13 protein-coding genes are annotated in these 16,101 nt (G+C 63.5%); 6 read left to right on the top strand and 7 right to left on the bottom strand.

Annotated elements, in window-relative coordinates; translation table 11 throughout:
• Window positions 1-52 precede the first annotated feature (52 nt).
• Together O0882_RS03660 and rmuC are read left to right on the top strand one after the other, a co-directional pair.
• Window positions 53-448, top strand: a complete 396-nt coding sequence (locus O0882_RS03660) for a group II truncated hemoglobin (protein ID WP_034754244.1) — start codon at window positions 53-55, stop codon at window positions 446-448.
• A gap of 5 nt (window positions 449-453) precedes the next feature.
• Window positions 454-1,839 (top strand): DNA recombination protein RmuC, encoded by a 1,386-nt coding sequence (gene rmuC, locus O0882_RS03655; RefSeq protein WP_289945423.1) that lies wholly within the window; start codon window positions 454-456, stop codon window positions 1,837-1,839.
• A gap of 12 nt (window positions 1,840-1,851) precedes the next feature.
• Here the strand turns inward: rmuC and O0882_RS03650 are convergent, their stop codons facing one another.
• The 6 genes from O0882_RS03650 to O0882_RS03625 form a co-directional block, all read right to left on the bottom strand.
• Window positions 1,852-2,766, bottom strand: a complete 915-nt coding sequence (locus O0882_RS03650) for an MHFG family PEP-CTERM protein (RefSeq protein ID WP_289945422.1) — start codon at window positions 2,764-2,766, stop codon at window positions 1,852-1,854.
• A gap of 292 nt (window positions 2,767-3,058) precedes the next feature.
• The gene (locus O0882_RS03645) at window positions 3,059-3,853 is read right to left on the bottom strand and encodes a hypothetical protein (RefSeq protein ID WP_289945421.1); all 795 of its coding nucleotides are present in this window, start codon (window positions 3,851-3,853) and stop codon (window positions 3,059-3,061) included.
• Window positions 3,853-5,700 carry a gephyrin-like molybdotransferase Glp gene (gene glp / locus O0882_RS03640; protein WP_289945419.1) on the bottom strand — a complete coding sequence of 616 codons (1,848 nt, stop codon included), beginning with the start codon at window positions 5,698-5,700 and terminating at the stop codon, window positions 3,853-3,855. Before glp ends, O0882_RS03645 begins: the two co-directional genes overlap by 1 nt.
• A 61-nt stretch (window positions 5,701-5,761) precedes the next feature.
• Window positions 5,762-6,883, bottom strand: coding sequence for a GTP 3',8-cyclase MoaA (gene moaA / locus O0882_RS03635; protein WP_289945417.1), 1,122 nt, complete (start codon window positions 6,881-6,883; stop codon window positions 5,762-5,764).
• Between the two features lie 29 nt (window positions 6,884-6,912).
• A complete protein-coding gene (chrA, locus tag O0882_RS03630; protein WP_289945416.1) occupies window positions 6,913-8,259 on the bottom strand; it encodes a chromate efflux transporter in 1,347 nt (448 codons plus the stop codon).
• 88 nt (window positions 8,260-8,347) lie between these two features.
• Window positions 8,348-11,473 carry an Rne/Rng family ribonuclease gene (locus O0882_RS03625; RefSeq protein ID WP_289945415.1) on the bottom strand — a complete coding sequence of 1,042 codons (3,126 nt, stop codon included), beginning with the start codon at window positions 11,471-11,473 and terminating at the stop codon, window positions 8,348-8,350.
• Between the two features lie 697 nt (window positions 11,474-12,170).
• Between O0882_RS03625 and O0882_RS03620 the strand changes: the two genes are divergently transcribed.
• The 4 genes from O0882_RS03620 (at window position 12,171) to O0882_RS03605 (ending at window position 15,333) form a co-directional block, all read left to right on the top strand.
• Window positions 12,171-13,166, top strand: coding sequence for an RluA family pseudouridine synthase (locus O0882_RS03620; RefSeq protein WP_289945414.1), 996 nt, complete (start codon window positions 12,171-12,173; stop codon window positions 13,164-13,166).
• A 90-nt stretch (window positions 13,167-13,256) separates the two neighbouring features.
• Window positions 13,257-13,916, top strand: coding sequence for an HAD-IIIA family hydrolase (locus O0882_RS03615; RefSeq protein WP_096237515.1), 660 nt, complete (start codon window positions 13,257-13,259; stop codon window positions 13,914-13,916).
• Complete coding sequence (locus O0882_RS03610) at window positions 13,913-14,290, top strand: Rieske 2Fe-2S domain-containing protein (protein WP_289945413.1); 378 nt, start codon at window positions 13,913-13,915, stop codon at window positions 14,288-14,290. The genes O0882_RS03615 and O0882_RS03610 overlap by 4 nt, the downstream gene beginning before the upstream one ends.
• 41 nt (window positions 14,291-14,331) lie before the next feature.
• Window positions 14,332-15,333, top strand: a complete 1,002-nt coding sequence (locus tag O0882_RS03605) for a S49 family peptidase (protein ID WP_289945412.1) — start codon at window positions 14,332-14,334, stop codon at window positions 15,331-15,333.
• 378 nt (window positions 15,334-15,711) lie between these two features.
• Here the strand turns inward: O0882_RS03605 and O0882_RS03600 are convergent, their stop codons facing one another.
• Complete coding sequence (locus O0882_RS03600) at window positions 15,712-16,083, bottom strand: hypothetical protein (RefSeq protein ID WP_289945410.1); 372 nt, start codon at window positions 16,081-16,083, stop codon at window positions 15,712-15,714.
• Between the last annotated feature and the right edge of the window lie 18 nt (window positions 16,084-16,101).

Below are 16,101 nucleotides of genomic sequence, written 5' to 3'. Positions count from 1 at the left end.
AGTGACAGCGGGCGCCGCGTGGGCCGCCGGCGCTTGCGCTATCATGGCGGCCATGACTGATACCACTGCTCCCACCCTGTACGAGACCATCGGCGGCGCCCCCGTGCTGCGCGAAATGGTCGACCGTTTTTATGATCTGATGGAACTTGAGCCCGAGTTCGCTGGCATCCGCGTCATGCATCCGCCATCGACGGACGGTTCGCGCGACAAGCTGTATTTCTTCCTGACGGGCTGGATGGGTGGGCCGGACTTGTATATCGAGAAATTCGGCCACCCACGCCTGCGTGCGCGCCACTTGCCTTACGCCATCGGCACCAGCGAGCGCGACCAGTGGCTGCGCGCCATGGCCTGGGCCATGGAAGACACCGGCATCGAAGAATCCTTGCGCGTGCGCCTGATGGAATCGTTCTATCAGACGGCCGACTGGATGCGCAACAAACCTGACTGACACCCATGAGCCCAATCGAGTTTTACAGCCTGCTGGGCGCCGCCATCGTCGCCATTGTCCTGTTGCTCTTGCTGTTGCTGCGCCCGCGTGGCGCGGCCGGCGATGGCGCCACCACGCTGGCGCTGGTGCAGCAGCACCAGCAGCAAAGCCTGGAACGCATCGACCGGGTCGAGCGCGAAGTGCGGCTGCAGCTGCAGGCGTCGGCGCAAGCCACGCGGCAAGACCTGGCGGCCGGCCTGGCGCAATTCCAGGCGGCGACTCTGCAGCAGCTCGACAGCCTGCGCACGCAGATGCAGGCGCAGGGGAAAGTCGGGCGCGAAGAGCAGGCGCAAAGCCTGGCGCGTTTTGCCGAGAGCACGAATCAGACCCTGGCCCAGCTGACCGAATCGAATGCGCAGCGCATGCTGGAAGTGCGCGCCACCCTGGAAAACAAGATCCGTGACTTGCAGGCCGACAATGGCGCGCGCCTGGAAGAGATGCGCAAGACGGTCGATGAAAAACTGCATGCCACGCTGGAAACGCGCCTTAGTGCGTCGTTCCAGCAAGTGTCGGAGCGGCTGGAAAAAGTCCACCAGGGCCTCGGTGAAATGCAGCAGCTGGCGCTGGGCGTGGGCGATCTGAAGCGGGTGCTTACTAATGTGAAGACGCGCGGCACCTGGGGTGAAGTGCAGCTGGAAATGCTGCTGGAGCAGGTACTCACTGTCGACCAGTACGCGAAGAACGTGGAAACGCTGCCGGGCAGCGGCGCACGCGTGGAATTCGCCCTGAAGTTGCCGGGCATGGTCGACGGTGGGCCGCCCGTGTGGATGCCCATCGATGCGAAATTCCCCAAGGAACAATACGAGCGCCTGGTCGACGCGGCCGAGCGGGCCGATGCGGACGGCGTGGCCGTCGCCGGCCGCGAGCTGGAACGCGCCGTGCGGGGCGAGGCGAAAACCATCGCCGAGAAATACCTGGCGCCGCCGCTGACCACCGACTTTGCCATCCTGTTCCTGCCCACGGAAGGCTTGTATGCGGAAGTGATGCGCCGGCCGGGACTGGCCGACGAATTGCAGCGCCTGCACCGGGTCAGCATCGCCGGACCGTCCACCCTGACGGCTTTGCTCAACAGCCTGCAGATGGGTTTCCGCACCCTGGCGCTGGAAAAACGCTCGTCGGAAGTGTGGCAAGTGCTGGGCGCCGTCAAGACGGAATTCGGCAAGTTCGGCGACGTGCTGTCGCAAACCCGGCTGACCCTGGAAAAGGCGGCGAAGAATATCGAAAGCGCGGAAGTGCGCAGCCGGCAGATGGCGCGCAAACTGAAATCCGTGGAAGCCTTGCCGGGCGAGGCGGCCGCCTTGCTGCTGGGTGCGGCGGACGCGGGGCTGTCCGCCGAGGCCGACGGCGAATAGCGCCTTCGGCGTTCAGGTCGCCGCTGGCCGACGGCGCAGCGTGGCGCCGGCCAGCAGCGCCAATCCCGCCAGCAGCATGGCCCAGGTGTGCGGTTCCGGCACGGCCGGCAGGACGGACAGGTCGGTGGGTGGCAGGGTCGGCAGGATCACGGTGGGCGGCACGATGATGCTGCTGCCCTGGTCCGGCCGCAGGCTTCCACCACCGCCACCTCCGCCACCTCCGCCGCCCATGCCGGCTGATGGCGTGATACCGCCGGCGGTACGCACATAATCGAAGGGCAGGAAGGGCGTGCTCGCCACGGCCAGCGGCGCGCCGGCACCCGTGAAGGAACCGCCGCGCAAGGCGTCGGGATTATCGATCACGGGCACGCCAGCTGCTTCCGGGGCGGCGGGCGCGGCGGCAACGGGAGCGGCGCCAGCGGGAGCGGCTCCGGCGGCTGGCGTCGCTGACGCTGGCACCCGCGTGATGCGGCTGACATTGCGGCACACGGTGGGCACGAGGATGCAAACGCCCTGCACGCAGTACACAAGACCCCTTTCCTGCATCTGCTCGCTCCAGCCTGAGCGCGTGACATTGCGGCAGACGCGGCCCGGCCCGAAATGCATGTCGCTGATGCGCGCATCGTAATTGCCCTTGCCGCGGATGGCGTCGCGGCTGATCACGACGATTTCATCATACTGGCGTGCGCGCATGCGCGCCTTCAATTCTTCGCGCACCTGCGGCGCGATGTCCGGGTACCTGTCCACTGCGGCAACGACATCTCCCATGAACGGATCGGCGCCCGGGCGGTTCCAGCTGCAATGCTCCAGCACGTCGGCCCGTGCTGCCCCTTTGGCATAGGCGGGCAGCGACGCCAGGGACAACATGCCAAGCAGGCAAGCCGCTCCCAGCATGCCGGCACCTGCGATCCATGAATGGTGTCTCATTATTAGTTTCCTCGTGAAAACAATATCAAAATTGAATTTTTATGTGAGTTCGAATGTTATCATCGAAGAAACTGTAGCATCAACAAATAAATAAAATAATTACAATTAGTGTTGTGTTTATTTATATATTATTTTGAGAAATAATTAATATTTTAATCTCGATAGGCGAACGCTTGCCGTGCAGGTCAATTGATTGCGAAGGGGCAATGCGAGCGGCCCGCGCTGGGCGGGCCGGTTGAGAGGGGAGTGGGGTGTTGAAGGATGCGCCGCCAGCAGGCGGCGGTGAAACGATCTAGATGCGGCCCGGGCAGGCTTGCGTATCGAAGGCGGGATAGCCGATGGCGGGCAGCTTGTGCAGCCACTTGCGCATCAAGGTGAACGCGCCTTGCGTATCGTACTGTTCGTACTGTTGCCCCTGCCGCAGATCCGCGGCGAGCGTGGCCAGTTCGGCGCAGATGGATTGTTTGCCAGCCTGCGCGGCCAGCAGGGAGGCCAGCAGTTCCGGCAGTACGTCCGCCGCTGGCGCCGCCTGGCGCGTGGCGCGATAGTGCTGCCAGTAGCGCTCGGCGGCATCGCCATCAAAGCTGGGGGCGAAACCGAACGTGGCGTCATCGTGGTGCATGCGGTACACGGTGGGAAAGTAATGCGGACCCGTCAGTTCGTCAGGGAAGCGGTCGCGCCGCAGGACGTCGATGGCCAGTGATCCGTCGCGCTCCACGCGCACGGCACTGGGCGAATCGAACTGGTCCACGCTCACCATGGCGGGCGAGTTGCCTTGCATGAAGATGATTTTGTGCGTGTAATGGCGCCCGCCCAAGTGGCCGCACAGGGCCACATAGCTGTCGTTGAGGACGGTGACGGCCGCTATGGCGCCGCAGCCCGGTTGCAAGGGTGTATTTTCCTGCCACGCGAGACCTTGATCGGCGGCGCGCACGATGCTGATGCGGCCCACGGTGGCGCCATGCAAGTCGCCCGGCGCCGTTTCGATGCGCTCGTCGAAGCGCACCATGTAGCCATTGCTGTGGACTTCGCCAGCGTACGCCGCCATGCCTGGCAGCAGGGCCAGTGCCAGAAGCAGAGGTTTCATCAGGTCAATCCATGCAACAGCACGATATCGACCAGGTCGCCCGCGGCCACGTGGCCTTGCGCTTCATGCAGCACGATCATGCAATTGGCTTGCGTCATCGAACGCAGGATGCCGGAGCCCTGCGCCCCCGTCACGCGCACGTGCTGGCGGCCGTCCGCACCCCGCTCGACGATGCCGCGCTGGTATTCGGTGCGGCCCCGTTTCTTGCGGATAGTCGCTTGTGCCGCCACTTGCAGCAGCGGCAGGGTGGCCGTGTCCGCATCGGCACCCATCAGGCGCAGCAGGGTGGGGCGGGCGAGGAAGTAAAACGCCGCCATCACGGCCACGGGGTTGCCGGGCAGGCCCAGCAGCAAGGCCGTGTCGCCCTCGCTGGCAATCCGGCCAAAAGCCATGGGGCGGCCCGGGCGCATGTTGATTTGCCAGAAGGCCACTTCACCGAGGCGTGCCAGGATCTCGCGCGTAAAATCGGCCGCGCCGCTGGACACGCCGCCCGAGGTGATGATGACGTCGGCCGAGGCGCAGGCGCTGCGCAGTGCCGCTTCCAGCGCTTGCGGATCATCCTTGACGATGCCCATGTCGAGCACTTCGCAGCCCAAACGGCTCAGCATGCCCAGCAGGGTGTAGCGGTTGCTGTCGTAGATGCAGCCCGCGTCGAGTTGCTCGCCGATCGAGCGCAATTCGTCGCCCGTGGAAAAGAAGGCCACGCGCAGGCGCCGGCGCACGGGCACGGTGGCGATGCCCAGCGAGGCCAGCAGCCCCAGTTCGGCCGGACCCAGGCGTTTGCCCTGCAGCAAGGCCGGTTTGCCCTGCATCAAGTCTTCCCCCTTGAAACGGCGGTTGTCGCCGGGGCGGATGCTATCGGGCGCCAGCGTGATGCTGGTTTCATTGGCTTGCAGCACCAGTTCCTGTGGCACCACGCTGTCGCAGCCGTCCGGCATGACGGCACCCGTCATGATGCGCGCGCATTGGCCGCGGCCAACTTTGACCGTGCCGGGACGCCCGGCCAGGATGGTGTCGACCACGGCCAGGGTCAGCGGCGCACTGCCGCCCAGATCCGCCCCATGCAGCGCATAGCCATCCATGGCGGAATTGTCGTGCGCGGGCACGCTGATGGGCGAGATGATGTCGGCCGCCAGGATGCGCTCGAACGCTTGCGGCAACGGCAATTCCTCGATGTCGGCGACGGGCGCGACGCTGTCGGCCAGGATGGCTTGCGCCATCGGCACGGACAGGCCCTGCGCCTGCAGGGCGGCCAGCTCGTCCGGGGTATTGATGTTGCCGAACGCGGCGCCATCCTCGAACACTACTTCGGCCAGCTTCAGGGGGCCATGCCAGGTGCGCATGCGGCGCTCGCCGCTGCGCAGATACGCGTCGAGCTGGGGCAGGGCGGAAGTTTTGACGAGGCAGAAGACGGGATGCGGGCGGCGCACCGTCGATCCCGTCGCCGGGTCGATCTCTTCGGTGACGGCGATGGCCAGGTCGGCCTCGTTGTCGATCAAACCGGCGGCCAGGCGCGCCGCCAGGTCGGGCGGCAGCAGGGGCGAATCGCACGGCACGCTCAGCAGGTAGGGCGTGCTGGCGTGCCGCATGCCGCTGTGTAGACCTGCCAGCGGGCCCAGCTGGCCCGGCAGTACGTCCGGCCAGACGGGCAGGCCGAAGCGCGCGTAATCGCCGGCATCGGCGTGGACGCTGATGGCCAGCTGGCCCACTTGCGGCGCCAGGCGCTGCAGTACGTGGCGGGCCAGAGGCTGGCCATGCAGGTGCAGCATGCCCTTGTCGCGCTGGCCCATGCGCGTGCCGAGGCCGCCAGCCAGGATCAGGCCGGTAATGTCGTGTGTGTTGATCATGTCAGGTAGGAAGTGGGTGCATGCGCCATGGTAGCAGCGGCAGGCGCGCGCCGCGCCTGATTCAGCCGCCGATGTACGACATTTCCACTTTCTTTTTACCGTGCTCAAGCGTGGTGCCCGTCAAATCCGTCTGGCTGGTGCGCAATTGCGAATAGCGGTCGGCGCGGCCACGCCACAGCTGCGCCACGGCCGAGGAGATTTCCGCGTCGCTGCGGCCGCCGCGCAGCAGGCTGCGCAAGTCGTGGCCGCTGCTGGCGAACAGGCAGGTGTACAGCTTGCCCTCGGTCGAGAGGCGGGCGCGGCTGCAATCGGCGCAGAACGCTTGCGTGACGCTGGAAATGAGGCCGATTTCGCCGCTGCCATCGGCATAGCGCCAGCGCGCCGCCGTCTCGCCCGTGTAGTTGGGGTTGATGGGCAGCAAGGGCATGTGTGTACCGATGCGGCGCACCACCTCGGCGGACGGGATGACTTCCTGCAAGTTCCAGCCGTTCGAGGCGCCCACGTCCATGTATTCGATGAAGCGCAAGATGTAGGGCGTGCCCTTGAAGTGGCGCGCCATGGGCACGATTTCCTGCTCGTTCATGCCGGCCTTGACGACCATGTTGATCTTGATGGGGCCGAGTCCCGCCTGGTGCGCCGCATCTATGCCGTGCAGCACGTCGGCCACGGCGAAGTCGACATCGTTCATGCGCTTGAAGGTGGCGTCGTCGAGCGAATCGAGCGAGACGGTGACGCGGTTCAGGCCCGCATCCTTCAGGGCTTGCGCCTTTCTGGCGAGCAAGGAACCGTTGGTCGTCAGGGTCAGGTCCAGCGGCTGGCCCGACGGCGTGCGCAGCGCGGCCAGCATGGCGATGAGCTTTTCGATATTTTTGCGCAGCAGCGGTTCGCCGCCCGTCAGGCGGATCTTTTCCACGCCGTGTTCAACGAACAGGCGCGCCACGCGCGTGATTTCCTCGAACGACAGCAAATCCGTGTGCGGCAGATACACGTGGTTCTTGTCGAACACGTCCTTTGGCATGCAATACACGCAACGGAAATTGCAGCGGTCGGTAATCGAGATGCGCAAGTCGTGCAGGGGCCGGCCCAGGCTGTCGGCCACGTTACCGCTGGGACTTTCCAGCCGCGCGGGGATCACCAAGGCCCCATTGCGGGCCTCGGCGAGGTAGATAATCTTGTCAGCCATGAAAGGTGATACCACTTACGTTAAATCGGTCAAGGCAGATACGATAGCACGAGGCCGAAGATGGCACAGGCGAGCAGCAATTTGATGGTTCCCATTTGAAACCTGATCAGCGCCACGCCGGCCGCCAGTGCGATGAACATCGCCAGCCAGTCCCAGTGGGGCAGCGGGTTTTCTTGCCAGAAGACATGGCGGCCAAAGAACAGGGCCAGGCTGGCGATGACGCCCACCACGGCCGCCGAGATGGCCGTGAGGGGCGCGCTCAGGCGCAAATTGCCGCGCGACGCTTCCACCAGCGGCGCACCGGCCAGGATGAAGATGAACGAGGGCAGGAAGGTGAACCAGCTGGCGACGAGCGCGCCGCACACGCCCGCCAGCCACAGGTGTTCACCGGCGATGCCTGCGGCATAGCTCCAGCCGCCCACAAAACCGATGAAGGCGACGATCATGATCAGAGGGCCGGGCGTCGTTTCGCCCAGCGCCAGGCCATCCATCATCTGCGCGCTGGTGATCCAGTGGTAATGGTCGACGGCGCCCTGCACCAGGTAGGGCAGCACGGCATATGCGCCGCCGAACGTGAGCAGGGCGGCCTTGCTGAAAAACACGCCCATCTGCGCCAGCGGCTGCTCGCGTCCGCCCAGTAGTGCCAGGCCCAGCCAGGCGAAGAAGGCCAGCGCCAGGCCCAGTGCGCATGTGGCCAGCAGGCGCGGCCATTTGAGCTGCGCGTGCTCCGGCGTGGGCGTGTCGTCATCGATCAGGGCGGCGCCGTAGCGGGCCGCGCCGCCATGTTGCGTGCCGCCGGCCTGAAAATGGGCCGGCAGCCAGCGCCCGCCCGCCATGCCCAGCAGGGCGGCGGCGAGCACGATCAGCGGAAATGGCAGCCGTAGCACGGCGATGGCGATAAATGCGCCCGCCGCGATGGCCATCAGGCCGGGGCTGCGCAAGGTGCGCCGGCCCAGGCGCCAGGCAGCCGCCAGCACGATGGCGACGACGGCCGGCTTGATGCCGTACAGGATGCCGGCGATGGCGGCCACGTGGCCGTAGGCCATGTAGAGCCAGGACAGGACGATCAGCACCCCCAGCGAGGGCAGCAGGAACAGCAGGCCCGCCACCAGGGCGCCGCGCGTGCGGTGCATCAGCCAGCCGATGTAGATGGCCAATTGGGTCGCTTCCGGCCCCGGCAGCAGCATGCAGTAATTGAGGGCGTGCAAGAAACGCTGCTCGGAAATCCAGCGCCGCTTTTCCACCAGTTCCGCATGCATCATGGCGATTTGCCCGGCCGGGCCGCCAAAGCTGACGCAGCCCAGCTTGAGCCAGTACCAGAAGGCGCTGCGCAGGCTGACGGGGGCGGGACGGGGCAGGTTGGCGTTCTCGTGCATGGCGGCTGGCTGGCAAAAAAGTGGACATAAAAAAGGGGAAGCCTGAGCTCCCCCTTTCATCATTGGCGGCTGGGCGAACCCGGCGCGCTTATGGACGTTGCGTGTTGACCTGGATCAACGGCTCATCCGATTGCGGCGGCAATGGCTTGCGTTCGCGCGGCTTGCGCACGGGAGCGACTGCTTTGGCAGCGGCTTCCTGCGCCAGGCGCAGTTTTTCCGGATCGGTGGCTGCCAGGGTCAGGCCGGCGGAACCGAGCACGGCGCTCAAGTCCAGCGGCGCGGCGACTGGCGCGGCAGGAGCCGGCGCTGGAGCGACGACAGGTGCTGGCGCCGGAGCAGGAGCAGGAGCAACTTCGGCAACCACCGGAGCGGCTTCCACCACGGCAGGTGCCGTTTCAGCTGCTGGTGCTTCCTCGATCACGGCGATGGCTTCGACCAGAGGCGCGGCTTCCACCACTGGCACGGCTTCGACGATGATTTCAGCAGGTGCAGGTGCAGGTGCGGCTTCCGCTTTCTCGGCAAAGCTGTACTCGGCAACTGGTGCTGGCTCGGCAGCGGCTGGTTCAGCTTGCGCTGCAGCCACGACGGCCTCAACAGGGGCTTGCGGCACGATGACTTCAGCAACTGGCGCGGCTTCAGCGGCAGGAGCGGCTTCTTCGACCTTGGCGATATCGACCACCTTGGCCACTTCGACCACTTCGACCACTTCCACGACGGCAGCTTCCACTGGCGCAGCGACGGCGACGACAGCGGCGGCAGCCACGACGGCGACCGGGGTAGCATCAGCGGCGGCTTCCGGCGCCGGAGCAACCGTAAAGCTGATCACTGGCGCGTCCTGGCCTTCGTTCTCGCCGTTTGCCGATTCGATCAGCTCGCCCGTTTCGCGGTCGCGGCGGTTGCGGTTGCGGCCACCACGACGACGGCGGCGGCGCGGTTCTTCGCCTTCCACGTCGTTTTCCGTCTCTTCGCCTTCAGGGCCGGCATTGACCGGCGCTTTCAGCAAGCTCATTGGTGCTGCATCAGCGTCCGGACCGCTTGACGGTACGACCACATTGACGGCGCTGGCGGTAGCGCCAACCAGGGCCAGTTCATCCGCTTTCACTTCAGCAACAACAGCCTTGTCGATGCGTGGCTCGCGGCCTTCGCGTGGCTGGCGTGGCGGACGTTCGGCGCGTTCCGGGCGCTCTGCGCGCTCAGGACGTTCCGCGCGTTCAGGGCGCTCGCCCCGTTCGCGTGGTGCCGCCGTTGCCTCGCCCGCTTCACGCGGTTCGCGTGGCGGACGCGGTGGGCGTGGCGGACGGGCCGCTTTTTCCAGTGCTTCCGCTTCTTTCGCTGCATCGTCCTGGGCTGGGCGACCCTGGCCCGGTTCGCGTTCTTCGCGGCCAGGCTTGCCGTTGCGGCCACGGCCACGCGGGCCACGGCTGTTGCGGTCGCCGCGGTCGGTGCCGGCCGGCTTGGCTGGTGTGACAGGGGCGGGCGCTGGCGCCACCGGTGCCGGGGCGCCGGTGAAGAAGCTGATGATCTTGGCGATCAGGCCTTGTGGTGCGGCAGGCGCGGCCACCGGGGCTGGTTTCGCTTCGACAGGCTTGCGCTCGACCAGCGGTGCCGGCTGGTCAGGGGTGATCGTCTTGACGACGGCTTCCTGGCGCGGCTTGGCTTCTTCCTTCTGGCGCTTGCTGTAAGCCATGTCGGTTTCAGCGCTTTCGGCCAGGTTGTAGCTGGCCTGGCTGTCTTCCAGACGCGGATCGTCGTGCTTGATGCGTTCCAGCTTGTAGTGCGGCGTTTCCAGATGCTTGTTCGGGATCAGGATCACGGCGATGCGGTGGCGGTTTTCGATCTTCAGCACTTCGCCGCGTTTTTCGTTCAGCAGGAAGGCGCCCACGTCCACGGGCACTTGCACGTGGATGGTGGCCGAGTTTTCCTTCATCGCTTCTTCCTGGATGATGCGCAGCACCTGCAGGGCGGACGATTCCGTGTCACGGATGTGGCCGGTGCCGGAGCAGCGCGGGCACGTCACGTGTGAGCCTTCGGACAGCGAAGGGCGCAGGCGCTGGCGCGACAGTTCCATCAGGCCGAAGCGGGAAATCTTGCCCATTTGTACACGGGCACGGTCATGGTGCAGCGCATCTTTCAAGCGCTGTTCCACTTCGCGCTGATTTTTCGCCACTTCCATGTCGATGAAGTCGATGACGATCAAGCCGCCCAAATCGCGCAAACGCAGCTGGCGGGCCACTTCTTCGGCCGCTTCGCAGTTGGTGTTGAAGGCGGTCGTCTCGATGTCCGAGCCGCGCGTGGCGCGCGCCGAGTTGACGTCGACGGAGACCAGCGCTTCGGTGTGGTCGATGACGATGGCGCCGCCCGATGGCAGCGGCACGGTGCGGCTGTAGGCCGTTTCAATCTGATGTTCGATCTGGAAGCGCGAGAACAGCGGCACGTCGTCGCTGTAGCGTTTTACGCGGTGCACCATGTCGGGCATCACGTGGCTCATGAACTGGTGCGCCTGGTCGTAGATCTCGTCGGTGTCGATCAGGATCTCGCCGATGTCGGGCTGGAAGTAGTCGCGGATGGCGCGGATGACGAGCGACGATTCCTGGTAGATCAGGAAAGCGCCGTTGGCCGACTTGCCGGCGCCTTCGATGGCGCGCCACAGTTGCATCAGGTAATTCAAGTCCCACTGCAGTTCATCGACGTTGCGGCCGATGCCGGCGGTGCGGGCAATGACGGACATGCCAGCTGGCAAGTCCAGTTTATCCATGGTTTCGCGCAATTCCTGGCGTTCTTCACCTTCCACGCGGCGCGATACGCCACCGCCACGCGGGTTGTTCGGCATCAAGACCAGGTAACGGCCGGCCAGCGAAACGAACGAGGTCAGGGCGGCGCCCTTGTTGCCGCGCTCTTCCTTTTCCACTTGCACCATGATTTCCTGGCCTTCGCGCAGCGCTTCCTTGACGGAAGCGTTACGCACATCGACGCCTTCGCGGAAATACGTGCGGGCAACTTCCTTGAAAGGCAGGAAGCCGTGGCGGTCTTCGCCATAGCTGACGAAGCACGCTTCGAGCGATGGCTCGATGCGCGTGATCACGCCCTTGTAAATGTTGGATTTGCGCTGTTCGCGCCCGGCTGTCTCGATATCGATGTCGATCAGTTTCTGTCCGTCGACAATCGCTACGCGCAGTTCTTCTTGCTGCGTGGCATTAAACAACATGCGTTTCATTTTTATAACTCCGCGACCCGTAGGCCATCTCAAAGCCGCTTCCGGGGAAGCGGCGAAAGTACAGGGATATATGCGAGAACGGGAGTGTTGGCGGGGGAAATGCCCAGGCGTGCGGAGCAACAACGCGTACGAGATATGCGTTACGGCCGCAACAGGCGCGGTGAGGTCAATCGTCATGCCGAGTGCACAGGACACTTGCAACTCATCTGAAACAGCCCGGATGAGAATGAACTGCATCGGGGGCAGAGAATGCAAGTGGTCAGCAAATTCAGAGCCAAAATCGTTAGCCGGCTCATTACAGGGATCGCGATGGCGAGGCTTGGCCTCAGCCTATCATCGACAACCCTCAGTATTTGGCCACATACGGGGTTTGGCGAAAACGGCAAGCGTTATCAACTTCATCAACCCGCGAGCCCGACTCGATAAGTCGCGCTAACGGGTACTTATCCTTATAATCCCACACTCACTTCAGCATCTCCACGCGTTATCCGATTACAACTACGGTGCAACCTTGATTCGCGCAGGGATGGTGCATATACATTTTTTTCCACCGAATTTGCAATTTGGCGAGGCCGGTGGAGACGCCCCTGTGTAAAATGTGCTTTTATTCTTACACTCGCAGCAGCCAGGGCCGCAGCAAAAACAATTATATATTCAAAATGAAGGACTTAGAGAGATTTCTGGGAAGACATAGTAAATGAAGAGTCAAAAAGATGTTGTTCCCCCTTCAACACCCCCGGTTCAGCCGCAAGCCCAATTCGTAACGATCGCCGAGGAAGAAGCAGGCCAGCGTATCGACAACTACTTATTAAGAGTGTGCAAGGGAGTGCCTAAAAGCCACATCTACCGGATCTTGCGATCGGGAGAAGTGCGGGTTAATAAAGGCCGTATCGATCAGTTGTACCGTCTCGTCGCCGGCGACGTGGTGCGCATTCCACCCGTGCGCGTGGCCGAAAAGGCGCCCACGGGCGCGCCGGCCGCCGAATTCAAGATCATCTTCGAAGATGCGCAGCTGCTCGTCATCGACAAGCCGGCCGGTGTGGCCGTGCATGGCGGCTCGGGCGTCTCGTTCGGCGTGATCGAGCAATTGCGCGCCTCGCGCCCCGACGCCAAGTTTTTGGAACTGGTGCACCGCCTGGACCGCGACACGTCCGGCTTGCTGTTGCTGGCAAAGAAACGCACGGCATTGACGAATTTGCACGAACAGATGCGCGACGGGGTCACGGACAAGCGCTACCTGGTGCTGGTGGCCGGTGACTGGAAGAATGCGCGCCAGCATATCAAACTGCCGCTGCATAAATATACGACGGCCGAAGGCGAGCGCCGGGTGGCCGTGCAGGCCGATGGTCTGGCGTCGCACACGGTGTTTTCACTGTTGCATAAATATCACAACTTCGCCTTGCTGGAAGCGGAATTGAAGACGGGACGCACGCACCAGATCCGCGTGCACCTGTCTTCCTCCGGTTTCCCCATCGCGGGCGACGATAAATATGGCGACTTTGCCCTCAACCGTGCCCTGTTGAAAGCCGACAGCACGCGCGGCGCCCTGAAGCGCATGTTCCTGCACGCGCACCAGATCACGTTTACGCATCCGGAGACGGGCAAGACGATGACCCTGAACGCGCCGCTGGCTGCCGAATGCGAGCGTTTCTTGGTAAGCTTGGGCAAACCATTGGCCGTTGCTGCACGATAGCTATCGAGCGCGTGCGCGCGACGCTACTCACAAGGTAGTCAGTCGCCATCATTCATTCTCAAGGAGCCGGCGGCTTTGTCGTCGGGAAACATGGCAAGAAAGCAATTTGATCTGATCGTCTTCGATTGGGACGGTACCCTGATAGACAGTACCTCGACCATCGTCAAGTGCATCCAGGCGTCGGCGAAAGACCTGGGCTTGCCAATTCCCACCGAGTTGCTGGCCTCGCATGTGATCGGCCTGGGCTTGCAGGAAGCGATGCAGCTGGTGATGCCCGATGTGGAGCCGAAATACCATGCACGCATGGCGGAACGCTATCGTTATCACTATCTGTCGCGCGACCATGAACTGACCCTGTTTCCCGGTGTGCAGGAAATGCTGCAGGAACTCTCGCAGCAAGCGTACTTTCTGGCCGTCGCCACGGGCAAGAGCCGTGTCGGCCTGAACCGTTCCTTGAATGCCGTCAAGCTGCTGTCGCTGTTCGATGCGACGCGCTGCGCCGATGAAACGTTTTCCAAGCCCCATCCGGCCATGCTGCAGGAGCTGACGCGCGAACTGGGGCAGGATATGCGCCGCACCGTGATGATCGGCGACACCAGTCATGATTTGTTGATGGCAAGCAATGCAGGCGCGGCCGGTATTGCCGTAGAGTATGGAGCGCATCCGGTGGAGCAATTGCAGGCTTGCAACCCGCTGTATTCGGCCGCCACGGTGGCCGATCTGCATCAATGGCTGAGCGAGCACGCATGATGAACGATGTTGCGGAAGTGTTGATTTGTGCCGCCGACGCGGTGGCCGATGGCGGCAAGGGCGTGCGCTTTCCCGTATCGGCTGGTGGCGAGGCGACCACGGGCTTTGTCGTGCGCCACGGCGGCAAGGCATATGGCTACCTGAACCGCTGCGCCCACGTGCCGATCGAACTGGACTGGGCCGAGGGTGAGTTTTTCGAGTCCAGCGGCTTATACCTGATGTGTTCGACGCATGGCGCCATCTATGTGCCGGAGAGCGGCTATTGCGCGGGCGGCCCCTGCAAGGGCGGACGCTTGCGCCCGATACCCGTGAGCGAGCGCGATGGCCAGTTGTACTGGCAACCCGATGAGTATGTCCAGCCGCTGCCGGCCTGAAGCCGGGCACAGGCATTATTGCAATTTAAACAAAGTGAACCATGAGCGATGACACGAATGACAAGCTGGACAGCAGCGCACCAGCCGCCGGCCACGGCGCCCCTGCGGGACACTGGGAGCGCGACGTGCTGGAAAAGCTGGTATTTGCCACTTTGCAAGAGCAACGCGCGCACCGCCGCTGGAGCATCTTTTTCAAGGTGTTTGGCCTGCTGATCGTGTTGTTCGCCCTGTGGGTGTTTTATGACTATAACACGGCCGACGACAGTGAGACCCTGGGCCGCCACACGGCCCTGATCGACATCAGCGGCAGCATCGAGTCCGAAGGCAGCGGCTCGGCCGCTGTCGTCATTCCCGCGCTGGACAAGGCGTTTTCCGATGCCGGTTCCGTGGCCGTGGTGCTGCACATTAATAGTCCGGGCGGCAGTCCCGTGCAGGCCGGCATGATCGTCGACGAGATGCAGCGCCTGCGCAAGGGCTATCCGGACAAGCCCTTGTATGTGGTGGTCGATGAAATGTGCGCCTCGGGCGGCTATTACATCGCCGCCGCCGCCGACCGCATCTATGTCAACAAGGCCAGCGTGGTCGGTTCCATCGGCGTGCTGATGGATGGCTTCGGCTTTACGGGTGTGATGGAAAAGGTGGGCGTCGAGCGCCGGCTGCTGACGGCGGGCGAGAACAAGGGCTTCATGGACCCGTTCAGTCCCCTGACGGAAAAGCACAAGGCGTATGCGCAAGGCATGCTCAATGAAATCCACCAGCAATTCATCGACGTGGTGCGCACGGGACGGGGCAAGCGCCTGAAAGAAACACCGGATACCTTCTCCGGCCTGTACTGGACCGGGGCGAAAGCCGTGGAAATGGGCCTGGCCGACGATTTCGGCACGGTCGACAGCGTGGCGCGCGATGTCGTCAAGGCGGAAGATATCGTCGACTACACGCAGCATGAAGGCTTGCCGGAGCGGGTGCTGAAGAAATTTGGCGCCGCCATGGGCGCAGGCGCCATGAAGGCGGCCGTGCAGCAGTCACAACCAGCGTTGCGTTGAAGATATCACTCTTGGCTGACAGGCAAGCCAGTCGAGAATGATTTTCAATAAGATGGTAATTTGGCTTGAAAAAGGGGCTGTTTGGGCTATAGTGAAAGCGTAGTTCTTTTCAAGGAGGGGCGATATATCAACTATGTTGTCAGTACTAACTTGATTGGCAGGTCTTGGAACTACTCGCCGCATCGCAGATGTGGTTTTGAGTGAATTTACATTCCTCACTGAAGTCCCGATGGGGCTTGGGAACGGCGGCGCAATGCCGCCGTTTCCTTTTGTGCGTCGTCCGTGTCGGGTAGGCTGGCATCGCGCGATGCGTGATCTGGTCTGGCTGGCAAGGCAGGCATGCGGGGGCAGGGCATGGCGGGTTCGATGGCGGCGCGCTCAGGCGACGCAGCCGTTACAGTGCGCGGGCAGGGGGGGCGGCGCCGCTGCTGTGCTGGTGCCGAAGTTGGCGCGGACGTCGGGCGGCGTGTCCGCCATGGCGGGCGCGCTCACGTTGTCGCCTGCCGCATCCGCATCCGCGTGGGCAAAACCACCCAGTTCCAGCCAGCACATGAAATGGCATTGCGCCTCGGCATGCCAGTGCGTCTGGCTCGCTGGCGATGGCGGCGCGTCCGCATCCTGCGGCGCAGAGGCGGTGCGCCAGCGCGCCACGCCGAGTCTGACCTTGTGCATGGCCGCCTGTTCCGCGGCGATGCGCTGGCGCATGTCGGCGATGCTGCCTTGTAAGGCGATGGTATCGGTATGCTTCATACGATGTCCTTATGAGGG

Source organism: Janthinobacterium sp. SUN073, from assembly GCF_030397665.1.
Lineage (GTDB): Bacteria > Pseudomonadota > Gammaproteobacteria > Burkholderiales > Burkholderiaceae_D > Janthinobacterium.
Note: the sequence above shows the minus strand (reverse complement) of the source record. Positions and strands in the feature narration are given on the sequence as shown.